The 24,245-nt window shown below is 43.4% G+C and carries 29 protein-coding genes and 1 pseudogene; 13 read left to right on the top strand and 17 right to left on the bottom strand.

Features of this window, described 5'->3' with window-relative positions; translation table 11 throughout:
* Positions 1 to 279, bottom strand: a 279-nt coding sequence (locus BM232_RS02625) for a transposase (protein WP_143092249.1), incomplete at its 3' end; no start/stop codon positions are given.
* Positions 280 to 342: 63 nt separating this feature from the next.
* Here BM232_RS02625 and BM232_RS02620 point away from each other — a divergent pair.
* From BM232_RS02620 to fabB, 6 genes and pseudogenes are all read left to right on the top strand, one after another.
* Positions 343 to 993 (top strand): annotated as a pseudogene (locus tag BM232_RS02620) (ATP-binding cassette domain-containing protein); the annotation flags it as partial.
* Between the two features lie 2 nt (positions 994 to 995).
* Positions 996 to 2,327: an HlyD family type I secretion periplasmic adaptor subunit gene (locus BM232_RS02615; protein ID WP_177207237.1), complete on the top strand. Its 1,332-nt coding sequence runs from the start codon at positions 996 to 998 to the stop codon at positions 2,325 to 2,327.
* Positions 2,324 to 2,995: a LuxR family transcriptional regulator gene (locus tag BM232_RS02610; RefSeq protein ID WP_091711631.1), complete on the top strand. Its 672-nt coding sequence runs from the start codon at positions 2,324 to 2,326 to the stop codon at positions 2,993 to 2,995. The genes BM232_RS02615 and BM232_RS02610 overlap by 4 nt, the downstream gene beginning before the upstream one ends.
* 125 nt (positions 2,996 to 3,120) lie before the next feature.
* The gene (locus BM232_RS02605) at positions 3,121 to 4,440 is read left to right on the top strand and encodes a TolC family outer membrane protein (protein WP_091711630.1); all 1,320 of its coding nucleotides are present in this window, start codon (positions 3,121 to 3,123) and stop codon (positions 4,438 to 4,440) included.
* A gap of 136 nt (positions 4,441 to 4,576) precedes the next feature.
* The gene (gene fabA / locus BM232_RS02600) at positions 4,577 to 5,092 is read left to right on the top strand and encodes a 3-hydroxyacyl-[acyl-carrier-protein] dehydratase FabA (RefSeq protein ID WP_040576271.1); all 516 of its coding nucleotides are present in this window, start codon (positions 4,577 to 4,579) and stop codon (positions 5,090 to 5,092) included.
* Between the two features lie 9 nt (positions 5,093 to 5,101).
* Complete coding sequence (gene fabB, locus BM232_RS02595; RefSeq protein WP_091711629.1) at positions 5,102 to 6,319, top strand: beta-ketoacyl-ACP synthase I; 1,218 nt, start codon at positions 5,102 to 5,104, stop codon at positions 6,317 to 6,319.
* Between the two features lie 29 nt (positions 6,320 to 6,348).
* On the opposite strand, the gene BM232_RS14870 is transcribed toward fabB, so the two are convergent.
* Positions 6,349 to 6,522, bottom strand: coding sequence for a hypothetical protein (locus BM232_RS14870; protein WP_007145891.1), 174 nt, complete (start codon positions 6,520 to 6,522; stop codon positions 6,349 to 6,351).
* Positions 6,523 to 6,576: 54 nt separating this feature from the next.
* On the opposite strand from BM232_RS14870, the gene BM232_RS02590 reads away from it, so the two are divergent.
* The 4 genes from BM232_RS02590 to BM232_RS02575 are packed head-to-tail and all read left to right on the top strand — an operon-like array spanning position 6,577 to position 9,385.
* Complete coding sequence (locus tag BM232_RS02590) at positions 6,577 to 7,341, top strand: alpha/beta fold hydrolase (RefSeq protein WP_091711628.1); 765 nt, start codon at positions 6,577 to 6,579, stop codon at positions 7,339 to 7,341.
* Positions 7,334 to 7,684: a nucleotide pyrophosphohydrolase gene (locus BM232_RS02585; RefSeq protein WP_091711627.1), complete on the top strand. Its 351-nt coding sequence runs from the start codon at positions 7,334 to 7,336 to the stop codon at positions 7,682 to 7,684. The genes BM232_RS02590 and BM232_RS02585 overlap by 8 nt, the downstream gene beginning before the upstream one ends.
* Positions 7,685 to 7,743: 59 nt before the next feature.
* Entirely contained in the window at positions 7,744 to 8,601 is an 858-nt protein-coding gene (gene purU / locus BM232_RS02580) for a formyltetrahydrofolate deformylase (protein WP_091711626.1), read from the top strand.
* Between the two features lie 25 nt (positions 8,602 to 8,626).
* Entirely contained in the window at positions 8,627 to 9,385 is a 759-nt protein-coding gene (locus tag BM232_RS02575) for an SDR family oxidoreductase (RefSeq protein ID WP_091711625.1), read from the top strand.
* 35 nt (positions 9,386 to 9,420) lie between these two features.
* Here the strand turns inward: BM232_RS02575 and BM232_RS02570 are convergent, their stop codons facing one another.
* From BM232_RS02570 to dapC, 10 genes are all read right to left on the bottom strand, one after another.
* Positions 9,421 to 9,765, bottom strand: coding sequence for a DUF4870 family protein (locus BM232_RS02570; protein ID WP_091711624.1), 345 nt, complete (start codon positions 9,763 to 9,765; stop codon positions 9,421 to 9,423).
* 40 nt (positions 9,766 to 9,805) lie between these two features.
* Entirely contained in the window at positions 9,806 to 10,570 is a 765-nt protein-coding gene (locus BM232_RS02565) for a metal ABC transporter permease (RefSeq protein ID WP_091711623.1), read from the bottom strand.
* Positions 10,567 to 11,460 (bottom strand): metal ABC transporter substrate-binding protein, encoded by an 894-nt coding sequence (locus tag BM232_RS02560; protein ID WP_091711622.1) that lies wholly within the window; start codon positions 11,458 to 11,460, stop codon positions 10,567 to 10,569. The genes BM232_RS02565 and BM232_RS02560 overlap by 4 nt, the downstream gene beginning before the upstream one ends.
* A 9-nt stretch (positions 11,461 to 11,469) precedes the next feature.
* Positions 11,470 to 12,843 carry an outer membrane beta-barrel protein gene (locus BM232_RS02555; protein ID WP_091711621.1) on the bottom strand — a complete coding sequence of 458 codons (1,374 nt, stop codon included), beginning with the start codon at positions 12,841 to 12,843 and terminating at the stop codon, positions 11,470 to 11,472.
* Between the two features lie 88 nt (positions 12,844 to 12,931).
* Complete coding sequence (locus tag BM232_RS02550) at positions 12,932 to 13,222, bottom strand: hypothetical protein (protein ID WP_218153279.1); 291 nt, start codon at positions 13,220 to 13,222, stop codon at positions 12,932 to 12,934.
* Between the two features lie 10 nt (positions 13,223 to 13,232).
* Entirely contained in the window at positions 13,233 to 14,363 is a 1,131-nt protein-coding gene (dapE, locus tag BM232_RS02545) for a succinyl-diaminopimelate desuccinylase (protein ID WP_091711619.1), read from the bottom strand.
* Between the two features lie 21 nt (positions 14,364 to 14,384).
* Entirely contained in the window at positions 14,385 to 14,897 is a 513-nt protein-coding gene (locus tag BM232_RS02540; protein ID WP_091711618.1) for a hypothetical protein, read from the bottom strand.
* Complete coding sequence (locus BM232_RS02535) at positions 14,875 to 15,213, bottom strand: ArsC family reductase (RefSeq protein ID WP_091711617.1); 339 nt, start codon at positions 15,211 to 15,213, stop codon at positions 14,875 to 14,877. Before BM232_RS02535 ends, BM232_RS02540 begins: the two co-directional genes overlap by 23 nt.
* Before the next feature lie 88 nt (positions 15,214 to 15,301).
* A complete protein-coding gene (dapD, locus tag BM232_RS02530; protein ID WP_091711616.1) occupies positions 15,302 to 16,123 on the bottom strand; it encodes a 2,3,4,5-tetrahydropyridine-2,6-dicarboxylate N-succinyltransferase in 822 nt (273 codons plus the stop codon).
* Between the two features lie 23 nt (positions 16,124 to 16,146).
* Entirely contained in the window at positions 16,147 to 17,340 is a 1,194-nt protein-coding gene (gene dapC, locus BM232_RS02525) for a succinyldiaminopimelate transaminase (RefSeq protein WP_091711615.1), read from the bottom strand.
* Between the two features lie 73 nt (positions 17,341 to 17,413).
* Here dapC and BM232_RS02520 point away from each other — a divergent pair, with 73 nt between their 5' ends.
* Together BM232_RS02520 and BM232_RS02515 are read left to right on the top strand one after the other, a co-directional pair.
* A complete protein-coding gene (locus BM232_RS02520) occupies positions 17,414 to 18,295 on the top strand; it encodes a DMT family transporter (RefSeq protein WP_091711614.1) in 882 nt (293 codons plus the stop codon).
* Positions 18,296 to 18,370: 75 nt separating this feature from the next.
* A complete protein-coding gene (locus tag BM232_RS02515) occupies positions 18,371 to 18,766 on the top strand; it encodes a VOC family protein (RefSeq protein ID WP_091711613.1) in 396 nt (131 codons plus the stop codon).
* A gap of 250 nt (positions 18,767 to 19,016) precedes the next feature.
* On the opposite strand, the gene ttcA is transcribed toward BM232_RS02515, so the two are convergent.
* Genes ttcA through mobA form a run of 3 tightly spaced genes read right to left on the bottom strand, consistent with a single transcriptional unit; the run spans position 19,017 to position 22,269 of the window.
* Complete coding sequence (gene ttcA, locus BM232_RS02510) at positions 19,017 to 19,895, bottom strand: tRNA 2-thiocytidine(32) synthetase TtcA (RefSeq protein ID WP_091711612.1); 879 nt, start codon at positions 19,893 to 19,895, stop codon at positions 19,017 to 19,019.
* Positions 19,892 to 21,151: a molybdopterin molybdotransferase MoeA gene (gene moeA / locus BM232_RS02505; RefSeq protein WP_091711611.1), complete on the bottom strand. Its 1,260-nt coding sequence runs from the start codon at positions 21,149 to 21,151 to the stop codon at positions 19,892 to 19,894. Before moeA ends, ttcA begins: the two co-directional genes overlap by 4 nt.
* Before the next feature lie 2 nt (positions 21,152 to 21,153).
* Positions 21,154 to 22,269: a molybdenum cofactor guanylyltransferase MobA gene (gene mobA / locus BM232_RS02500; RefSeq protein ID WP_091711610.1), complete on the bottom strand. Its 1,116-nt coding sequence runs from the start codon at positions 22,267 to 22,269 to the stop codon at positions 21,154 to 21,156.
* Positions 22,270 to 22,307: 38 nt separating this feature from the next.
* On the opposite strand from mobA, the gene BM232_RS02495 reads away from it, so the two are divergent.
* A complete protein-coding gene (locus BM232_RS02495) occupies positions 22,308 to 22,952 on the top strand; it encodes a retropepsin-like aspartic protease family protein (protein ID WP_091711609.1) in 645 nt (214 codons plus the stop codon).
* Positions 22,953 to 23,005: 53 nt separating this feature from the next.
* Here the strand turns inward: BM232_RS02495 and folE2 are convergent, their stop codons facing one another.
* Together folE2 and queD are read right to left on the bottom strand one after the other, a co-directional pair.
* Positions 23,006 to 23,818, bottom strand: coding sequence for a GTP cyclohydrolase FolE2 (folE2, locus tag BM232_RS02490; RefSeq protein WP_091711608.1), 813 nt, complete (start codon positions 23,816 to 23,818; stop codon positions 23,006 to 23,008).
* Complete coding sequence (gene queD, locus BM232_RS02485) at positions 23,819 to 24,202, bottom strand: 6-carboxytetrahydropterin synthase QueD (RefSeq protein WP_040576268.1); 384 nt, start codon at positions 24,200 to 24,202, stop codon at positions 23,819 to 23,821.
* Between the last annotated feature and the right edge of the window lie 43 nt (positions 24,203 to 24,245).

Genomic DNA, 24,245 nt, shown 5'->3' with positions numbered 1-24,245 from the left:
CAAGAGAGCGGTAGCCTTTTTTAATATAAATTTTTCCTGCTCCAGGCGTTTCACCCGGGCTTCCAGTTCCTGAATACGCTGCTGTTCCGGTGTTAGCGCTTTGGATGCAGGCGTATGTCCACCTCGCTCTTCCTGTAACTGTTTAACCCAGCGACGTAGGGCTGACTCGCCCACATCAAGAGCTTGACAAGCCTCTGGAACACTGTAGTTCTGGTCGACAACTAAACTGGCTGCCTCCAACTTGAACTCAGGAGTAAAACTTCTTCTTTGTTTTGTCATTGAACACCTCTTTGGAGGACATATTACCTCCTTAAATGGTGTCCGGGATCATTAAACCACTACACTTTTAAAATTAATGCTGGTGAGAAAGTCGCTTTTATTGGTCGTATTGGCTCTGGAAAAAGTACCTTAGAAAAACTGATGCTGGGCTTGTATGAGCCGGATGAAGGTTCTATTTTGCTTGATGGGACCGATATCAGGCAGATTGATCCTGTCGATTTAAGAAAGAATGTTGGTTATGCGCCACAAGATGTTGTGCTGTTTTATGGCAGTATTCGTGAAAATATTACGATGGTAGCGCCATTCGCTGAAGATCATGAAGTATTAAAAGCGGCAGACATAGCAGGTGTCACCGAATTTGTTAATCGTCATCCCTCAGGCTTTGATATGCCGGTAGGGGAGCGTGGTGAAGGTCTGTCAGGCGGACAACGTCAGAGTGTGGCCGTTGCAAGAGCATTATTATTAGATTCTCCCGTCATTATGCTGGACGAGCCTACCAATGCCATGGATAACAGTACTGAAGAACGTTTCAAAGCAAAACTGGCAGAAAATGTTGAGAATAAAACCTTATTGCTAGTCACACATAAAGCATCATTATTAAGTCTGGTGGATCGAGTGATTGTTATGGACCAGGGACACATTGTAGCGGATGGTCCAAGAGAACAAATTCTGACAGCACTTAAAAATGGCCATATAAAAGTGAACAAGGGCTAAATATGGCATGGTTTAAAAAAACGAATTCAGACGATCTTGAGTTTATGTCAGAAGTCAGCGCCGCTTCGCTGGAAAGCTCCCCTCAACTTGGTCACTCATTGTTACTATTGATTACCTTATTTTTTATTTGTGCTTTCTGGTGGGCAAGTGTGACGGAGTTGGATGAGGTGACGCGAGGGCAGGGTAAAGTGATTCCCTCCAGTAAAGTCCAAATCATACAGAACCTGGAAGGTGGGATTCTCTCTGAAGTATTAGTGAAAGAAGGTGACATCGTAAATAAAGGTGATGTCTTACTTAAAATTGATGATACCCGTTTTTCATCTTCTTTTCGTGAGACACAACTGAAATATTGGGAATTACTGGCGCGCAAAGCACGTTTAACTGCTGAAGTTGAGGGTAAGCCATTACAGCTACCTGAAGAAATCATAAAGGAACAACCTGGACTGGCTGCTAGCGAGCGTTCCTTATATAACTCCAGACAACTCGAATTAGAAAGCAGTATTGATGTACTTAAGCAGCAAGTAAAGCAACGTGAACAAGAATTACTGGAAAACCAGGCAAAACTGAATAAACTAAGCACAAGTTATGATTTAAGCCGTCAAGAATTGGAAATGTCTGAACCATTAGTTTCGGTGGGTGTGATATCCGAAGTCGAATTATTAAGACTTAAACGTGCGACCAATGATTTACGTGGAGAAATGGAAACTACGCGCTTAGCCATTCCCCGGATTCGTTCTACACTCAAGGAAGCAAACCAAAAAATTAAGGATACAACACTACGCTTTAAATCCGATGCGGCCTCACAACTGAGTGATGTTCAATCAGAGTTAGCCATCACTAAAGAAACAACCACTTCTCAGGAAGACAGAGTGATGCGAACCCTAGTGCGCTCACCTGTAAAAGGCAAAATAAAACAACTAAAAATCAATACAGTAGGTGGTGTCATTCAGCCCGGAATGGACTTGGTTGAAATTGTTCCGGTTGAAGACAATCTATTAATTGAGGCAAATATCAGACCTTCGGATATTGCATTTTTGAGTCCAGGCCAACAAGCTATGGTGAAATTAACGGCTTATGATTTTTCCATTTATGGTGGACTTCCTGCTACATTAGAGAGAATAAGTGCTGATACAATTACAAACGATGAGGGAGAGAGTTTTTATCTAATCTATTTGAGAACAGATAAAAACTATATTGATAGTAGTAAAGGTCCATTAGAGATTATTCCAGGTATGACTGTAACTGTTGATATTTTGACGGGCAAAAAAACGGTGCTGGATTATTTATTTAAACCGATACTCAAAGCTAAAAATGAGGCGATGAGAGAACGTTGATTAATCCAACCATGCCAAACGTGCCTGAGGTGGCAAACAAATCAATGCTTTATTGCATCGGTTCTGATGTGAATCAACTCGTGCATATCAAGCACCTTTTGGCTGATCAATATGATGTGTGTGAGTTTTCCTGTATTGAAGACGCTTGCTCTGATCTCAATGGGAAAACGCCAAAACTTATTCTATGTCATCTGTCTTGTCTGGATGGTCATGCCTCATCTTTATTCAGCATTATGGAAAATGCAGAGACACGTGCTCGTGTGCTTATTATTGGGCCCAAACTACCTGTTCTTGAGCAGATTTTGATCCTCAAGCAGGGCGCGCGTGGATATTTTCAAGAAGAACTCGTTGATGACAAATTGCTAATTGCACTAGAATTGATTCTACGTGGTGAAGTGTGGGTTGAACGTCATGTTATTGCTGGGCTGATCGATGAGTTAAATCATGCACCACAACTTTCAAATGAGCAGCAAGCAAAACTAGATAGTCTGTCACGTAAGGAACTGGAAGTCGCTGAGCTGGTTAGTCATGGAGCAACAAATAAAATGATTGCCAGAACGATGAATATTACTGAAAGAACGGTAAAAGCACATCTAACTGCCATATTCCAGAAAATGAATATTCCGGACCGACTTTCACTAGCTATATTTTTCAGAGATTTGCGTTAGTTATATCAAACAACAATATGTTATGTTTTAATACATCGTGCCATTTTTAAGCACAATGGAATGAGGCTTATATCAGTTATTGAATGTAAAAGCATTCAGGCTGGGGAGAACTGGGATTTGAAGAGATGAAGAAAAGTTTAGTTTTAAGCTTACCTCTATGGGTAATAGTATCCAGTGTGTCTGCTCAAACATTGCAAAGTGCAGTAATGCATACAATTGAGTCAAATCCCGACATTCTTGCTGCCGCTAGTGAAAGACAAGCCGTATCTAAAGAAGTTGATCAGGCTAAAGCTGGATATTATCCAACCTTAGATTTAGCTCTGGGAACGGGCTGGGAAATGACTGACAACCCGAATACGCGTTCAGCAGGACGTGGCGAAGTCAGACTGAACAGAGATGAGGCCAGTTTACAGCTTCGTCAAATGTTGTTTGATGGAATGGAAACTAAAAACGAGGTTTTGCGACAAGAGTTCAGAACAAATTCGCGTGCAGCAGCTGTGTACAGTGCGGCGGAAAATACCGGATTGGAAGCGGTTGATGCATATATAAATGTGTTGAGACAACAAAAAATCGTTGAATTAGCTCAGACTAATCTTGAAGCGCATCAACGAACACACGATCAAATTGTTCTTCGTAGTGAGCGCGGTGTTGGTCGTGGTGCAGATATGGATCAAAGTCTGGGCCGACTTGCTCTGGCTGAAGCCAACCTGATGGAAGAAGAAAGTAAATTGCGTGATGCAGAAACGACTTTTATTCGGGTTGTCGGTGAGCAACCTGAATCATTAGAAGAGCCTGAAATTCAGAAAGACCTCATTCCCGATACCTTGGATGAGGCAATAGCAAAAGCTGTTGATAATCATCCGACATTAAGATTAGCGAACTATGATCTGGAATCCGCTCGTGCCCAGCATGCTACCGCAAAAGCGCCATTTTACCCAGATGTTCATCTGGAAGTAGGTACGCGTTCTGATCATAATATTGATGGTCAGGTTGGTACCGATAAAGACATCACTGCCATGTTGCGTTTACGTTATAACTTATTGAATGGTGGCCGTGATTCAGCACGACGTGAAGAGACTGCCTATTTAATCAATCAGGCGGCCGAAATTCGAAATAATACGTATCGTGAAGTAGAAGAAACAACCCGACTTTCCTGGAACGCATGGGAAACGGTAAAAAGCCAGATGTCATATCGAGAACAACATGTCGACTCAAGTCAAAAGTCACGTGATGCATATAGACAACAGTTCAGTCTCGGACAGCGCACCTTATTAGATTTATTGGATTCTGAGAATGAAGTTTTCAGATCACAGACCGCACTGGTTAACACTGAGTATGACGAGCTGTATGCGCAGTATCGTATTTTGAATAGTATGGGACTATTGCTTCAAGGCTTAAATATTAAAGCGCCTGAGGCTGCAGAGACTATTGCTATAAAACAGTAAACCACGATTACAACACATTGATAGCCACGGAAAAGCCCGTGGCTTTTTTATATATATACCAATGACGTTTTTTTCTGGTTTAGAAATGATCGTGGTATTATACGGAGCCCAATTGGCGGGATAATTAAGAGAATTCATGAGTAAGCAATCATCATTTACATACGAAGAATTATTGCAGTGTGGGCACGGCGAAATGTTTGGTCCAGGCAATGCACAACTCCCTGTTCCCAATATGCTGATGATGGATCGCATTACTCATATTGCAAACACAGGTGGTGCTTACGGTAAAGGCGAAATCATTGCAGAATTGGATATACATCCGGATCTGTGGTTCTTTGATTGCCATTTCCCGGGTGACCCCGTTATGCCGGGTTGTTTAGGATTGGATGCAATGTGGCAACTAGTCGGATTCTTCCTGGCCTGGGATGGTAATCCTGGCCGTGGTCGCGCATTAGGTTCAGGTGAAGTTAAATTTACCGGACAAGTATTACCAACAGCGAAGAAAGTTACTTACCGTATTGATTTAAAACGTGTTATTGCCCGCAAGCTGGTTTTGGCTATTGCGGATGGCACGGTATCTGTGGATGGGCGCGATATCTATACTGCAAAAGATTTACGCGTTGGTCTGTTTACATCAACCGATGATTTTTAGGATGTCATAATGAAACGTGTTGTCGTTACAGGGTTAGGTATCACATCTTGCTTAGGTCTTGATGCCCAAACAGTGACAGAGTCTCTTCGCCATGGCCGCTCAGGTATTCGCTTCAAACAAGAATATGCTGATATGGGCTTTCGTAGCCATGTTGCAGGCTCCATCGATATTGATTTTAAAGAATTTATAGATCGTAAAACATTACGTTTTATGGGGGATGCTGCTGCTTATGCGTATATCGCTATGGAGCAAGCCATCGCCGATGCTGGTTTGACCGAAGAGCAGGTTTCAAATATCCGGACTGGTCTTATTATGGGATCCGGTGGCGCTTCTTCATCAAATCAGGTTGAAGCTGCGGATATCCTGCGTGAAAAAGGCTTAAAACGTATTGGGCCTTACCGTGTTACCCAAGTGATGGGCAGCACAACATCAGCTTGTCTTGCCACACCTTTTAAAATTAAAGGCGTAAATTATTCCATGTCATCTGCTTGTGCTACCAGTGCTCATTGTATTGGTACCGCCATGGAACAAATTCAACTAGGCAAACAGGATATTGTCTTTGCTGGCGGTGGTGAAGAAGAACACTGGTCTATGAGTTCTTTATTCGATGCGATGGGTGCATTATCGACTAAATATAACGACACACCAGAAAAAGCATCTCGTGCTTACGACGCTGACCGTGATGGTTTTGTTATCGCTGGTGGTGGTGGTGTACTGGTACTTGAAGAGTATGAACACGCCAAAGCTCGTGGCGCTAAAATCTATGCTGAATTGACCGGTTACGGCGCAACCTCAGATGGTTACGATATGGTAGCGCCATCAGGTGAAGGCGCGATGCGTTGTATGCAATTAGCGATGTCAACAAGTCGTGGCAAAGTGCAGTATATAAATGCTCATGGCACCAGCACGCCAGTAGGTGATTTGGCTGAGCTCGGTGCTATCAAAAATACGTTTGGCACCGATATGCCTGCGGTGGGGTCGACAAAATCATTATCAGGCCATTCTCTAGGTGCTGCCGGTGTTCAGGAAGCGATCTACAGTTTGTTGATGCTGGAAAATGATTTTCTTGCTGCATCAGCCAATATTGAAACATTAGATCCTGAAGCGGAAGGCATGCCTATTCTGCGGGAACGCGTGGATAACGCTGGACTGACGACAGTAATGTCGAACAGTTTTGGCTTTGGTGGAACCAATGCTTGTCTGGTGTTTGAGAAACTGGATGATTAAAGAAAAAAGCCACCTTTCGGTGGCTTTTTTTATTGTAGATCGTCGTCAGTGACTGGACCGCGTTTACCTGCGTTGGCTTCTTGTATCAGTGTGATCAGTAATTGTTTCTTATCAGGATCATCAAGATATTTTGAGCTGAAGGTAATGCCAAATTTATCGGCATATTGTTTCACCAGCATCACCAAAATCGTTTCGTCTTCCACATCAGGCTCCAGTTTATTTAAATTGTTCGATTATAACGTTTCAACAAGCTATCAATGAAATTGCATTATCAAGAAAGTGGTGAAGGTACGCCTTTAATTATTATCCACGGCTTATTTGGCTCTGCGGATAACTGGCGCAGTATGGCAAAGTATTTTTCACGTTTTTATCGTGTTATTAGTGTTGATTTACGCAATCATGGCCGTTCCCCGCACAGCGATGAACAGAATTTCACCATTATGGCCGATGATATTCACGAGTTGTGTGAAGATTTACAGTTAGAGCATGTACATATTCTCGGCCATTCTCTTGGCGGCAAAGTGGCGATGATGTTTGCTGCAATGTATCCGCAGCTAGTGTCTAAATTAATCGTTGTAGATATTTCTCCACGCCAATACTTCAGTGCGCATACACCACTGATGGATGCCATGATGGCGCTCAATTTATCTCAATTTACGCGCCGGACTGAAGTTGATGATGCTTTGGCCGAGTCTATTCCAGATAAGGCTGTTCGCCAGTTTTTATTGATGAATTTAGTCTCTGAGCAAGAGACCTTCCAATGGCGGATTAATCTGCCCGCTTTAAAAGCGAATTATCCTGAGTTAATGGCAGCGATTAGTGAAGATGAGACGTTCAGTATGCCAAGTTTATTTATTTATGGTGAGCTGTCAGATTATGTGACTGAGCAGGATCGTCAGCAAATTAGTAGACAGTTTAGCGAGGCAAAGTTTAGCGGTATTGAAAAGGCGGGGCATTGGGTTCAGGCTGAACGACCACAACAGTTTAAAAAGGTGGTAGAGGAGTTCTTGCAGAATGATTGAGCCGGAATTATTACGTCAACTCATTGCGTTCCGTCGCGAAAGAGATTGGGAACAGTTTCATAATCCTAAAGATGTCGCCATATCGCTATCTATTGAAGCATCAGAATTACTGGAATGGTTTCAATGGAAGAGTGCTGAAGAAGTTCAACAGCGCCTGGCTTCTGATAAACGTGAAGATTTAGAGGATGAAATAGCCGACGTCGCTGTTTATCTTTTTTATCTATGTCATGACTTAAACATCGATTTAAATCAGGTCATCAAACACAAAATGCAAAAGAATGCGGCTAAATACCCACGAGATAAAGTCAAAGGTCGTAATGATAAATACGATGAATATTCATAAAGCCTTGTGACAGTGCTAGGATTTAGCTTTTTTTCCGTATTATTTCTTAGGAAACCCTCATGAGCGCCATTGTTTTCCTGATCCAGTGCAAAGATCAAAAAGGCTTAGTGGCAGGTATCACCAGCTTTTTTGCTCAAAGACAGTTTAATATTTTGCATTGTCAGCAGTATACCGACACCGAAGTCGGCCAGTATTTTATGCGTATTAAGCTGGAAGATGATGGTAGTTATGACCATCAACAGCTTGAAGCAGAGTTTAGTGAGTTTGCCGCAAGTATGGCGTTGAACTGGTCTGTTCGTTACAGTGAACGGCCTTATCGAGTTGCTTTACTGGTGACTCGCGCTTCACATTGTCCGTATGACTTACTACTCAGAGAATTAGAAGGTGAGCTGAAATGTGATATCCCTCTTATCATTGGTAATCATCGTGATTTAGAGGGTATGTCCCGTCAGTTTGATAAACCGTTTTATCATTTACCGATTACGGCTGAGACCAAACAAGCACAGGAAGCTGAAATAAAACGTCTGCTGGCAGAGTTTGATATTGATCTGATTGTGATGGCGCGTTACATGCAAATTCTGTCTGAGGAATTTGTCACCGAGTTTTCTGGACGGATTATTAATATTCATCACGGCTTTTTACCTGCCTTCCAGGGAGCTAAGCCTTATCATCAGGCTTATGAGCGAGGCGTTAAGATTATTGGTGCCACAGCGCATTATGCGACTGCCGAGTTAGATGAGGGGCCGATTATCGCACAGGATATACAACATGTTCAGCACGATAATAGCCCGCAAGACCTGGTGATGATGGGTAAAGATATCGAACGTATTGTGCTGGCGAGAGCGGTAAAAGCACATATTGAGCATCGCATTATTATCAATGGTCGCCGCACCATTGTGTTTTCTGAAGGTGCCTGATTAATCTAAAGAAGGAGTCGAATGCATGTCGAATAAAACCATCATGATTACCGGAGCGACCTCAGGTTTTGGGGAAGCTTGTGCCAGATTGTTTGCAAACAATGGCTGGCAATTAATCCTGACGGGACGACGCCAGCAACGACTAGATGATTTACAGCAGGAACTGGGTGGCAAAGATAAAGTAGCCACCTGTTGCTTTGATGTCACAGACAGAAAAGCGGTTGAATCTGCTATCAATGGTCTTGCTGAACCTTATAAGAAAATTGATGTTTTACTGAATAATGCCGGCTTGGCATTAGGTTTAGAGCCTGCCCAGGAAACCAATTTGGATGATTGGGAAAAAATGGTCGATACCAATATCAAAGGCTTATTGTACTGTACGCGCACCATCTTACCGATGATGACTGAACGTAAATCAGGCTACATCATTAATATTGGTTCTGTAGCCGGAAATTGGCCATACCCTGGGGGCAATGTCTATTGTGGTACCAAAGCTTTTGTCAGGCAGTTTTCACTGGCGACACGGGCCGATTTATTAGGTACCAATGTACGCGTGACTAATGTTGAACCTGGCAATGCCGAAACCGAATTTTCAAAAGTACGTTTTAAAGCCGATGAGGCTCGTGCAGATAAAGTCTATGAAGGTACTAGAGCATTAGATGCCGAAGATATTGCTAATACAGTCTGGTGGTTGGTCAATACGCCGGAACATGTCAATGTGACCACCATTGAAGTCATGCCGACCCATGAAGCGAATGGGCCGATGGCATTTTATCGTCAGTAATATTTAAAAGACCGGTTTATCCGGTCTTGTCATTTTTAGCCAAACAGCCAGCTGTTTGGATTAGGGTGTGGCTGTTGCTGATCCAGATATTTCATACCTTTGACACAGCGAATGACAACCCAGATAACCCAGAACACTAAAATGAAATAGCCGACTAAAAAGAACGCGAATAACACGCCGATAAATAAATACAGGAAACCTATCCAGAATGTTCTAATTTGAAACTGGTAGTGAGATTGTAACCAAGCGGCGGCATCGTCTTTATTTATGTAGGCAATGACCACTGCTACAAAACCTAAAAACTGAATAATAATATTGGCAATAAATAATAAGTACACGAGTTTGGCGGTATTCTGGCTGGCTTGTGTTGATTCGCTCATGCTGTTTTCCTGATTGATGTTTTCAAACAATCTACCAAACTTATCGCCTCTTTAGCCACTGCATCATAAGGCGACTTAATACCACCAGAACAAATAACGTCCAAACTGTCATGGCACCCATTGGCACATCAATTAATAACGCTAAAATCAGGCCGAAAAAATAACCCAGAAAACCAATACCATAACCAAGCAATAGCTTATGACGAGTTTTCTCAAATCCACGGCTAGCAAGGGCGGGCAAGATTAAACTGGCAAAGACCAGATATACACCCACTAATTGCACAGAGGCTGTGACAGTGAGTGAAAATACAATATAAAAAAGCCAGCTACGTTGTGATTGCATGGTAAACCATACAATTAATAAGGCAGCGTAAAGTGCTGCGACCCATAACAGGTGAGAGGGAGTCACCCATAAAATCTGCCCCACTAATAAATCATGGAGTAATTCATCACTATGTGGCGCATGGCTGACCAGTAAAATCCCACCGCTGGCGGCCAATATAAATAATAAGCCGATTAAGGCTTCGACAATATGCGGATAACGTTTCTCTAACCACAGCACTAAAACAGAGGCGGAGAGTGCACTGGCTGCTGCACTGACTTGTAACCAGGGACCATGCATATCACCAATAAAAATAGTGGCGGCCATCACCCCAAGTGCAGCCATTTGAGCAATGGCAAGATCAATAAAAATAATGCCTCTCTTGAGTACTTCCTGACCCAGAGGAACATGTGTTGTCAGAACTAACATGCCTGCCACGAGGGCAGGCAATATTAGCGACCAATCAAGATTGATCAGGTTCATTTAGCGCCATCCAATAATAAGTTGATGGTGTCGTCATAAAGCTCAAACAAGTTATTACTGTTTTTATCACCACCAACGGTGAATGGCAGTACCACTTTTTTGATGCCTGTTTTATCCACCAACCAATCTGTGGCTCTTGGTGATTGATAGGCTGCCAGAATCACCATTTTTGCCGGTGTTTGTTTCAGCTTCTCAACTACTGATTGCAACTGTTTTACAGTGGGCGGTACGGCAGGTTTCGCTTCCAGCACAGCCACTTCGTTCAGGCCTAACCATTTGGTCAGGTAAATCCAGTTTTTATGTTGGACAACAATCGGCACACCTTTCAAAGGCGCTGCTTTCTCTTGCCATTGTTTCATAGCTGTTTGCCAGCGCTGCTGAAAATCCTGCCAGCGTTTTTCATAGTTGCTGGCATGTTCAGGATCACGTTGTTTTAGTCTTTCAGTCAGCGCTTGCGCTACCTTAAAAATATTCACCGGACTGGTTTGAATATGTGGGTTACCTGCTGCATGAACATGGCCCTGACTCCGATCGACAGTGACAGGTTTTTCCAGTAAACGCACATAATCTGCCGCCATGAAATAGCCCTCAGCACCAATCTGAATATTGGGGTTACCTGCTTTACGCTGAAGTAATGGCAACCAACCCACTTCTAACTCGGCACCTGTACAAACCAATAAATCGGTTTGGCGAGCTTTAGCAATCAGACTCGGACGTGCTTGAATATAGTGCGGGTCCTGTAAACCACTGGTCGCACTAAACACCGAAACATCATCACCACCTAACTCTTCAGTTAATGATGCCCACTCCGGTTCACAAGCGAACACAGACAGTTGAGCCCAGGCTGGTGAGCTCAATAAAAATAAAACAGTGAAAATAAGTTTTTTCATTATGAGCTCCTAGTATTGGTGCGCGCCATGAGCGCCAAGGCTAACGGTGTATTGCAGAATCATTTGCCAATCATCATCGCTATAGGATTGATCATGATTAATCTGCGCGCGAATACGGCTGAACTCACTCGGTAAGTATTCCACCATGGCACTGGTACGTTGTGGATGGCTTCTGCCACCTTCAAGACCAGCATCTGCCAGCAATTCATCGTCCGATGCATGGTGTTTGCTGCCTAACCAGTCATAACGGACACCTGAACGCCATTGTGGATTGAATTGATAAATACCTTCCAGATAACCGCCGTATTGTTTGCCATCGTAGTTAGCAAATTCATCAGTGCCGTGGCGGATGTTGCCATCGTCATGCAGGTACATAAATTCACTGATCAAGGTTAGATTTTCCTGACGGAAGTTACCGTTCGGTGCCCATTTATAAACCAGAGACAGATTGGTAATATCAGTATCGCCATTAAATACGGCTGAGCTTTCTTCTTCATCACCATGACTGTGGCCATGACCACCGTTATAAGAACGATCATCAGGACTTGAGCGCCAATGAGAAATACCGGCTTGCCAGCTGCTTTCTATACCAATATCACCACCGGTTTTAGCGTAGACCAGCCAGTCACCGATGCCACTATGATCGCCACTGCCAGGATAGCTGTCACCATTACCAACACTGGTACCTACTTCGAACATGTAATCAGTTGGTAATAGATAGGAGAGTTTTACCCCATCAGTAGAAAGCTGATTACCAAACAGGCCACGATAAATTAATGGCGCATCAGCAAAATTCCAGGCATGAGAATGACGCTCATTCAAATAACCAATAGGGGCATAATAACGACCGGCACGAACAGTTAAGCCATTACCTAAACCTAGGGTTTCGATAAAGGCTTCTTCCACTTCCAGTTCTGTTTCATCGTCATGATCGTGAACCGCTAAGGTTGCCTGACCATAAAACAGTTGATCGATATTCGAGCTGACCGTTAATTCACTTTCACCTAAAGAAAAACCTTCTGAATCCAGGCCACCCTCGCCTTGAACATTAAAGCCATCAATCGTGTAATCATCAGCATGGTTCTGATATTGATTAAAGGAGCCATTTAACACCATGCTGATGGCTGGGTTAAAGGTATTGCTACTATTTGCTGAGGCAACCGGCGCCGGTGCTTCTGGTGCTGTTGCTACTTCATCAGCTACAGCCTGCGTAGTTGCTTCTGCATCAGACAAACGTTGTTCAAGTTGTTGAATACGCTGCTCATAATCGGCACGCATTTTTGCAATTTCTTGTTTCAGATCATCAATATCGCCGGCGAACGCAGGTGATACCGGGCTCAGTGCAGCTGTCATCAGCAGCACAAGCAGTTTTTTGCTTTTCATAAACTTTCCTCATAGCCATAAGCTATAGCTACAGATCAAACGTTAAACGGATCTGTAGTGTGATTAAAAATAAAGAGGGTAGGAGAGGTTATGAAAAAGCGGGTGGGGCGCGGATTAGATAGGATTGACGCTGCGCGAATGGCAGAGTGGTTACAAGAGAGTCTACTTCGAGACTAATAACGGCCTGTTGCAGATAAATACTGACATCGGCAGCAACATCGGCAAGTGGGAAATGACCAATGGCATTGAGGCGCTCACATTGCGCTTCAGCTTTATGGAAAGGATGTTCGGCATCATGCCAGATAGCAAACGACTGCAATAGCAGCACAATGGCTGCTAACACATATAGATAGTGCCGTTTGTATTGTCTTGGATACAAGAGAACTTGCCTAGGAAACCAGTAAATAAGTTAGCAGAGTCTCATAAATTTCAGACAAGGTGTCAAGATCTGCTGTAGCAACACATTCATCAATTTGATGAATGGTGGCATTCAGCGGCCCAAGTTCGATGACCTGAGTCCCTGTTGGTGCTATAAAACGTCCATCTGAGGTGCCACCAGAAGTTGAAAGTGTTGTCTGGTAGCCTGTGACATCAGCAATAGCCTGTTGAACTGCTTCTAATAATTGCCCGCTTGCCGTACGAAATGGCTGGCCGGAAAGCTCCCATTGCAAGTCATAACTCAAACCATGTTTATCGAGGATCGTATGTACTTGCTGTTTTAATTCTTCATGGGTAACTTCCGTCGAATAGCGGAAATTAAACACAACATCAGCGGTGCCAGGAATGACGTTAGTCGCACCGGTACCCGAGTTCAGGTTAGATACCTGAAAACTGGTTGGCGGAAAGTCTTCATTGCCCTGATCCCACTCAATTTCACATAACTCTGTTAGGGCAGGGCTAAGCAGGTGAATTGGATTTTGTGCAAGGTGTGGGTAGGCAATATGACCTTGTTTTCCTTTAACACTAAGCCGGCCATTAAGTGAGCCACGGCGACCGTTTTTAACAATATCACCCACTTTGTCGGTACTGGACGGTTCACCAACCAGGCACCAGTCAATATGTTCGCCGCGACTTTGTAATGTTTCGACCACTTTCACCGTGCCATTCACCGCCGGGCCTTCTTCATCACTGGTAATCAGAAAGGCGATACTGCCTTGATGGTCGGGGTGTTTTTTGACAAAACGCTCACAGGCTGTGATAAATGCAGCAATACTGCCTTTCATATCAGCAGTGCCACGGCCATACATCATGCCATCGACAATATTCGCGTCGAATGGGGGATGACTCCAGCGCTCAAGCGGGCCAGTTGGCACCACATCAGTGTGGCCAGCAAACGCAAACACCGGCCCTTGATTGCCACGGCGTAGCCAGAGATTATCGACATCATCAAAACACATATGCTCAGCATGAAAGCCATAAGGTGCCAGACGATCAGCTATCATGATCTGACAGCCTTTATCTTCTGGAGTCACACTGTCACGACGAATTAATTCTTGGGTCAGTTCTATGGTTTCAGACATGAAAATTTCTTGTTTTTGAAGTTATAAATGTGTGCCGACAGTAAATAATAATCCTGCGCCACCTAACATAATGACATCGGCACCAAATTTGCCATTATCATAACCGATGCCAGGGATTATCGCTGGCCCGATACCGAAGTGATTGAGTGGGATTTTATCCTTATAATCACCTCGATAACCATGGATAAAGCCCGCGGTTAGCTTGGTGTGGAATCCTTCAAATTTACCATGGTAATTCCAGCTCTTACCGGTATAGATATACTGGGAAAACTGGCCAAAAGAGTTATCAAATAAGGCTAGACCATACAACCAGTCATTTGACTTAACGCCTTCCAGCGAAGTAAATATTTTTGTGCCGGTATAGTCATCACTATCGGTGTAATGCATATAGGTACCGCCTTGAAGATAATAATGATCAAAGTAACTATCTTCATGCTTTGTTTCATCAGCAAAGCCAGCAATTGGGGCGAATAACAATAAAAGTGCCAGAACCCTATCTGGAAAACCAAAGTTAATTAAATTTTTGGTAAACATCTTTATTAAATCCTACTATGGTTGTTGAGTTGCTCACCGCAACAGGTCGCTTAATCAGAGTAGGGTTTTCCAGCATTAGTTCAACCGCTGTGTCTTCGTCCAAATGCTCTTTACGTGGATCATCCAGCTTGCGCCAGGTGGTTCCTCGTTTGTTCAATAAAGTCTCCCAGTCAACGGATTGAAGCCATTCTCTGATTGTCTTTTCTTCAAGGCCTTGCTGGCGAAAATCATGAAACTGATAGTCAATTGAATGTGCATCAAGCCACCGCTTGGCTTTTTTTACTGTATCGCAGTTTTTAATACCGTAGAGAATCATAGTTCGTCACATTGTTATCAAGCTGTAAAGAAAAGGGGATGAGTAAACAATATACCCATCCCCTTAATTTTACTTATCTATTCAGATATTAGATATCACGTAATAATTCGTTGATACCGACTTTGCCGCGTGTTTTTTCGTCAACTTGTTTGACGATGACCGCGCAGTACAAGCTGTATGAACCATCTTTAGACGGTAAGTTACCTGAAACCACAACAGAACCTGCTGGGATGCGGCCATAAGTAATTTCACCGGTCAGGCGATTGAAGATTTTTGTGCTTTGACCAATGTAAACACCCATTGAGATAACAGAGCCTTCTTCAACAACAACACCTTCAACAACTTCAGAACGCGCACCAATAAAGCAGTTATCTTCAATGATTGTTGGGCCAGCTTGTAATGGTTCTAATACACCACCAATACCAACACCACCAGAAAGGTGAACGTTTTTACCGATTTGAGCGCAGCTACCTACAGTCGCCCAAGTATCAACCATGGTGCCTGAATCAACATAAGCACCGATATTGACATAAGAAGGCATCAATACAACGCCGGGTGCGATGTATGAACCACGACGAACGGCAGCTGGTGGTACAACACGAACACCGGCTTTATTAAAGTCAGCTTCGTTAAAGCTGGCAAATTTAGGATCAACCTTGTCGAAATAGTTAGTTTCCGCGCCAGGCATGATTTTGTTGTCATTCAAACGGAATGATAATAAAACGGCTTTTTTCAGCCATTGATTAACAACCCAGTCGCCATTTTGCTTTTCAGCAACACGGGCTGAACCGTTATCCAGCATAGCTAGTGCTTCATTGACCGCATTTCTGACATCACTGTCAGCATTGGCAGGATTAATATCAGCGCGGCGCTCAAACGCCTCTTCAATAATTTGTTGAATATCACTCATTGGTGTCTACTCCATTGATTTAATTATAAGTTTTCAATAAGGCTGCGAATGCGATGTGCAGCTTCAATACATTCTTCCAGCGGGGCAACCAAAGCCATGCGAACACGATTCGAACCTGGATTACCTTCGGTGGTGTCACGGCCCAGATAGGTGCCTGGTAATACGGTGACATTTTCTTGTTCAAATAATTGTCTGGCAAATGCCGTATCCGCAATCGGAGTTTCAGCCCAGAGGTAGAAACCGGCTTGCGGCATAGATACTGTCATGACTGGCGATAAAATCTCTAATACCGCATTGAATTTTTCCAGATAAAGCTCACGGTTATGAACCACATGATCTTCATCATTCCAGGCAGTGATGGAGGCCGCCTGTGTAGCAGGTGGCATTGAGCAACCATGGTAAGTACGATAACGCAGGAATTGTTTCAGAATGTCTGCATCGCCAGCGACAAAACCACTTCTCAGGCCCGGCGCATTAGAACGTTTTGACAGACTATGAAAAACAACACAACGACTCATATCGGTGTAACCAGCCGCATAGGCCGCTTCTAATAAACCGACTGGTGGATTGGCTTCATCAGGATAAATTTCGGAATAACATTCATCGGCAGCAATCACAAAATCGTATTGGTGAGCCAGTTCAATTAAACGTGTCAAAGTGGCTTGATCAATAACAGCGCCGGTTGGATTGCCAGGGCTGCAGATATAGAGCAGCTGACAACGTTGCCAGGTACCTTCACTAATCGCCTCAAAATCTGGAATGAAGTCATTACTGGCAGAGCAATTCATGTAATACGGTTCTGCCCCAGCCAGAATAGCTGCACCTTCGTAGATTTGATAAAACGGATTTGGCATCAATACTAATGGCGCTTTATCACGATCAATCACTGCCTGAGCAAAAGCAAATAAGGCTTCACGCGTACCGTTCACCGGCAGCACCTGAGTCATGGCATTGATATGCCCATCCAGTTTAAACCGGGTATCTAGCCAGGTCGCAATGGTATGACGCAGTTCATTGCTACCCGCCGTAGTGGGGTAAGACGATAAACCGTGTAAATGCGTGATGACCGCTTCAGTGATAAATCCTGGCGTAGGGTGTTTAGGCTCACCTATCGACAGTGCAATATGTGCCTTGTCTTCCGGCGGTACACAGCCTTGTTTAAGTTGTGCCAGCTTCTCGAAAGGATAGGGGTGCAGTTTTGCCAGTTCTGGATTCATAATTCCAAATGAAAGAGTGAAAAAATCCGACCATTATAACGGGTTGAAGCCGTCTCGTGTTATAAGGTGTGCCATGACAAATAGTAATAACAAACAATTCAATCTCGCTGTACTCGGTATCTTATTTTCCTCAACCATGTGGGGATTGATTTGGTACCCAATGCGCCTACTCGAACAACAAGGTCTTCCCGTCGTTTGGTCTACATTATTGATGTATTTTGCTGCAGCCATTGTGGCAAGTGTGATGTTGCTTCAGCAGAAGAAAGATTTTTCAGGCCATTGGCCTCTGAGCCTCTGGGGGCTTGCCGCTGCAGCGGGTATCACTAATATTGCCTTTTTAGTTGCCCTAACTCAGGGCGAAGTGATGCGCGTTATGTTGCTGTTCTATTTATCACCATTGTGGTCGGTATTATTAAGCCGCTGGTGGTTAGGCGAAAAGATCTCCCGGTTGTCTATGCTGATGATTATAGTAGCGATGTCGGGCACGATGATTATGTTATGGCATCCAGAAATCGGATTACCCTGGCCGAATGATATGGCGGACTGGCTAGCCTTATTTGCGGGTTTTATGTTTTCAGTAAATAACGTGTTAAGTCGTAAGCTTGCTGATGTGGCCATGGAAGTTAAAACGACCATAGTGTATTGGGGTGTGGTTATGGTGGCGGGGATTGTATTAGTTATACAACAATCGAGTGTCCCCGATATCAGTCTTAATTTATGGATCGGAGTAATGGTGTTTGGCGGCTTATGTTTTACCGCGATGACGATAGCTGTTCTTTATGGTTTAGCGCGCATGCCAGTGTTTCGTTCAGCTATTCTGATGTTGTCAGAGCTTGTGGTCGCGGCTTTATCGGCCTGGTGGCTGACCAGTGAACAAATGAGTCAAACTGAATGGTTAGGTGGAGCGCTTATTTTTATTGCCGCTTATGGCATGGCTAAGCAAGGTAAAGCCTGAACCATATTTGGTGACGCACATTGCCTGACGTTAGAATAACGACATGGCTTTTAAATATTTATATCCAGGTGAAATATGATCAAATCAATCGCACATGCCAGTTTTTTAGTAGAAGACTTAGATGTTTCCTTACGTTTTTATTGTGATGTTTTACAACTACCATTAAACCCTGACAGACCTGAATTTGCATATGATGGTGCTTGGTTAGATATCGCTGATACCGGACAGATGATTCATCTGATGGTATTACCTAATCCTGACTCCTTGGAAGGGCGTCCTGCTCACGGTGGTCGTGATCGCCACCTCGCCCTGGTGGTTGATGATTTGGAAGCCTTAGGTGAACGTCTGGAAGCTGCTGGCTATGAATTTTCTCGTAGCAAGTCAGGCAGAGCGGCTTTTTTCTGCCGTGATCCAGATGGTAATGCTTTAGAGTTTGCTGAAGACTTTACACCCAAGCCAATCGAAAAATAAGCACTTAGAGAAGCAATCAATGACTTACAGAGTTACCCACATTTTCTGTGGATAACTCTGTGATTAACTTCTGTGAAAATCGCTAAGTCATTCTTACGTAACAAGCCTGACGGTTTTGGTTAAAAAATGACCATTTCGTTAAACATATAAAAATCAATAACTTATAATTGTTTTATCCAGTTTCAATGACTTAGCGTCGATACCTGTATTTGTTTTGTAATATTTCTCATAACTGGTGATAAGTCTGTGTCTATCTTGCCAGTGCAGGTTGTTGCATATCATCCTGAAAGCGATCTTCTTCACCGGTTGGCTCTTGTCTGAATTGTTCGAGATCAGTGAAGTTGAATAAATCAAGATCGCCCATTTGCGATGGTGAAATATTCTGAATACTGCGGAAAATATTTTCTAATCTACCCGGAAATTGTTTTTCCCAGCCCTGCAACATGGCTTTGATAGCCTGACGTTGCAGGTTTTCCTGTGAGCCGCATAAATTACACGGAATAATTGGAAACTTCATTGCTTCGGCATAACGCGCAATATCTGACTCTTGTGCATAAGCTAAAGGTCTGATGACGATATTAGTTTTGTCATCACTTAATAATTTAGGTGGCATGGCTTTTATTTTGCTGCCATAAAACATATTCAAAAACAGTGTTTCAATAATGTCATCACGATGATGACCTAAAGCTATTTTGGTGATGCCATTTTGTCTTGCGTAGCCATACAATGAACCACGACGCAGACGAGAACAAATACCACAGGTGGTCTTACCCTCTGGTACAACTTCTTTAACGATGCTGTAAGTGTCTTTTTCGATGATATGGAATGGCACTCCAATCGATGATAAATATTCCGGCAAGACATGTTCAGGGAAGCCAGGCTGTTTCTGATCCAGATTCACCGCAATAAGATCAAAATTAATCGGTGCATGGTCTCGTAGGTTAATCAGAATATCGAGCATGGTATAACTGTCTTTACCGCCAGATAAACAGACCATCACTTTATCGCCGTCTTCAATCATATTGTAATCGGCAATTGCCTGACCGACGTTGCGACGTAAGCGTTTACGCAGTTTATTAAACTCGCGCTGTTGTTTTACCAGGGTGTGTTCGGTTGTGGATTCTGTCATACCAGACCTGCAAAAGGTTGAACGTTAACAAGACTGCCGGCACTGAGTCCGTCGCAGTTTTCATCAAGTAAAATAAAACAATTGGCCATGCTCATTGAGCGAAGAATACCTGAGCCTTGCGCTCCGGTTGTGCTGACTCTGAGTTGACCTTCATTGTTTCTGAATAAGATGCCGCGCTGAAATTCAAAACGACCGGCACGTTTTTTTATCGCATTATCGCACGGTACTTCAACGATAATAGGACCTGTATCGGTTTCACCTGCTAAACGTTTCAGGGCAGGCTGCACAAATTGATAAAAGGTCACCATCACGGAAACCGGATTACCAGGTAAACCAAAGAACATGGCTTCATCTATTTGCCCAAAGGCCAAAGGACGTCCTGGACGCATCGCAATTTTCCAGAAATTGACCTGGCCCAGTTCAGCTAATATATCTTTGACATAATCAGCGTCACCAACGGATACACCGCCAGAAGAAATAATAACATCTGCATCAGCGGAAGCTTGTTGCAAAGCAATTCTTAACGCGGCTTTATTATCGGGGACCACACCCATATCAATCACATCGATATTCAGCTGGCTGAGCATACCAAACAGTGTGTAACGATTACTGTCATAGATTTGCCCATCGCCTAAATTCTCACCTAATCCACATAACTCATCACCGGTAGAAAAAAAGGCGACTCGAAGAGGGCGGTAAGTCACAACTTCAGCAATACCCAACGAGGCCAGTAAGCCTAAATCGGCAGCGGTAATGCGTCGTCCGGCTGGTAAAACTGTGTCACCACAGTCGATGTCTTCTCCGGCAAGTCTGACATTTTGTCCTGCTGTAACATCGGTATGTAAAGTGATCGTCTGCTCGTGAGCCTCTATCTGTTCCTGCATTACTACGGTGTCACAGTCATCCGGAATTTTTGCTCCAGTCATGATACGAACACATTGTCCTGCCTCTACCTGACCTTGATAGGGCTTTCCGGCAAAAGCGACACCGACATTTTTCAGTGAAAATGGTGCCTTTTTAATGTCATCACTACGGAAGGCATAACCGTCCATGGCTGAATTATCATAAGGTGGCACCTGCCGGGGGGAGACAACACTTTGATGTAAAACCTGACCTAATGCTTGTCTTAAGGAGACTTTTTGCCAGCCTGATATCGGCGACAATAAATCGTGAATACGCTGGCTAGCCTGTTTAACAGTCAGGTTATTGTGATCAACATCATCAGCACAACTCGGCTGTGGGGTGAATTCGGCCATATTTAGCTTTTCCATGAAAAAATAAACTGTTCAATAAAGTCGACCATAGCAGGGATATTATTGATATCTAATATTAAGGGCATGTCATCATCACTATCGGTTTTGTCGGAGGCAATAGCGATGATATGCGGATCCTCTTTAAACAAAACAGCTGGTCCCAGTTCTGCCCGGTTTAATTCTATTTTGGGGAAATTTTCGTGTTTAAATCCCTCAACAAGAATGAGGTCGACATTATGTGTATCCAGACGATGTATTAAAGGCTGTAATTCAGGTTCGATTATTTCGTCGTGATTTTTTCTCATCAGAGCCATCATTTTTGCAGAGGCGATAATAATCTCCTCGGCACCTGCTTCACGAATTTGATAGCTGTCTTTACCCGGCTTATCAATATCAAAATTGTGATGCGCATGTTTTATCACAGCGACACGGATATCTTTGTCTCGCAGTGCAGGGATGAGTTTGGTGAGTAATGTGGTTTTACCAGTACCACTAAATGCGGCAAAACCAAGCACCGGTATGTTTGAACCTATCTTGGGTTTGGCCTGTAAATCATCAGGTGTATTGATGTTGATAAAATAATTGGCCTGATCAGAAAAGTCGACTTCGACGACTTTGTGCTGGAATAACCAGTCACGCGTTTTGCGCTGACCTGAAGTTAAAAAGTCAGATAAAGATTGCTTAAGTCGACGTGGAATTAAGGCAAATACAGGTTGTAATCGTTTGCCATCATGAGCAATCGCAATATCACTCCCAGTAGCTAACACGGCCTCCACTAAACGTTGTCTCAACTGCGGGCTGATAAGGGGATTATCACAAGGTACTGTCAGTAGATATTCAGAATCGATTTGCTCCATCACAGCCAGAATACCGGCGAGTGGGCCCTGAAAGTTATCCAGATCATCAGTGATGACTGGGAAAGAAAATGATTGATATTCTTCAATATGTCGATTTGCACTTATATAAAAATCATCAACTTGCGGTACTATGCTATCAATGACGTGGCTAGCCATCGAGCGTCCCTGGTAGGGAAGCAGACCTTTGTCCTGACCACCCATCCGGCGGGATTGGCCGCCAGCCAGAAGTACACCAGATACTGTAATAGGGGAGAATGCACTCATGATGGTGTTAGTGAAAAACCTGATTAAAAAGAAACGTTATGGCTAAAGTCATATTAATGTTGCTTATTATACTGTTAATTAGCAGCCGAGCAGAGGCTGTCGTCGTTAACATTATGGTGGTTGGCTTGTTTAAAGACAAAGCTGTGGTTGAAGTCGATGGCCAGCAGCATTTTTTAAATGTTGGAGAAACCAGCCCAGAGGGCCTGAAGTTAATTGCTGCTAACAGTAACAATGCCACTTTTGAAATCAATGGCGAAAAACAAATCTTTCCCTTAGGTGACCGGATTAATAGCAACTACATTGAAGCCGAGAAAAAAACAGCAGTGACGTTGTGGCCAACCAATGGCATGTATACCGCTACCGGTAATATTAATGGTTATACGATAAGTTTCTTAGTCGATACTGGCGCCAGCACCATCGCTATGAATGCGGCTACAGCATCGAGACTGGGAATTGATTATCTTCGTGGACAGCAGGTTGGTATCCGAACCGCTTCAGGCAAAAGTGTTGGCTATAAGGTCAAGCTTGATTATGTGCAGCTTGATCAGATTAAGTTACATAATGTGGATGCTGTCGTGCTTGATGGTGAAGAACCCTCTGTCACCTTATTAGGTATGTCTTTTCTAGGGCAACTCGATATAGAACATAATGGCGAACGTCTTGATTTAAGACAAAAATATTGAGCATAAAAAAGCCCGGTTTAACCGAGCTTTTTTTATTCGTTATTGATGATGTATCAATCAAAACCTTTGGTAATCAATGCATACGCAGAGTGGTTATGAATAGATTCAAAGTTTTCTGATTCGACTGTGTAAGCCGTGATACGAGAATCATCATTTAATCTGGCTGCAATATCACGCACCATATCTTCAACAAATTTTGGATTATCGTAGGCACGTTCGGTGACGAATTTTTCATCCGGACGTTTCAATAAGCCAAAGATTTCACATGATGCTTCTTTCTCAACCAGATCAATTAAATCTTCAATCCAGACAAAGCTATCTACGCGAACAGTCAGAGTGACGTGTGAACGTTGGTTATGCGCACCATAGTCAGAGATATTTTTTGAGCATGGGCATAAGCTGGTCACTGGAACGACGACTTTAACAGTCATCATCGTTTGGGTACCAGTGATCTCACCGATAAAGGTGACGTCATAATCCATCAGACTTTTGACTTTTGAAACTGGAGCTTCCTTATTCACAAAATAAGGGAAGTTCATTTCAATATAGCCTGATTCCGCATCAAGACGTTCGGTCATTTGACCCAGCATTTCGCGGAAAGATTTAACGGTGATCTCACGTTCATGTTGGTTCAAAATCTCAACAAAACGTGACATATGTGTGCCTTTAAACTGATGAGGCAAGTTCACATACATATTAAAGTTAGCAATCGTGTGTTGCTCACCGGTTGTACGATCACTGACTTTAACCGGATGTTTAATATCTTTAATCCCGACTTTATCAATAGCGATTTTACGCTGGTCGGCAATATTCTGTACGTCTTCGATTTCGTCTTTGATCTCAGTGCTAGCTGGGGTTGTGCTCATTCAATTGTCCTCGCTGTATTTGACGCAAGCGCGATCTGTTTCCCACAAGGTGACACCGGAAACTTTAGCGATATCATTATTTAACGTATCACTGAGCTTTTGGTAAAAAAATCTGGCTATATTTTCAGCCGTTGGATTAATGGTATCGAATGGTGGGATGTCATTCAGATAACGGTGATCCAGCGTTTTTGCCAACTCACGAGTAGCTGTTTTAATGGTTTTAAAGTCCATTCCCATGCCATGTTCATTCAGATCAATAGCAGTGACTTCGACTTCCAGCTTCCAGTTGTGGCCATGCATACGACGGCAGTCACCTGGATAATCTCTCAGGGTGTGTGCCGAGGCAAAATCGGCCAGAATTTTCAGGGTATACGTTGCGCTCATAATGTTGACTATTATACTCGGGAATCGTTCACGAAGACAGCGT

It is taken from the genome of Methylophaga sulfidovorans (assembly GCF_900114205.1).
Classification (GTDB): domain Bacteria; phylum Pseudomonadota; class Gammaproteobacteria; order Nitrosococcales; family Methylophagaceae; genus Methylophaga; species Methylophaga sulfidovorans.
The sequence above is the reverse complement of the archived record's forward strand: the minus strand, read 5'-3'. Positions and strand labels throughout refer to the sequence as shown.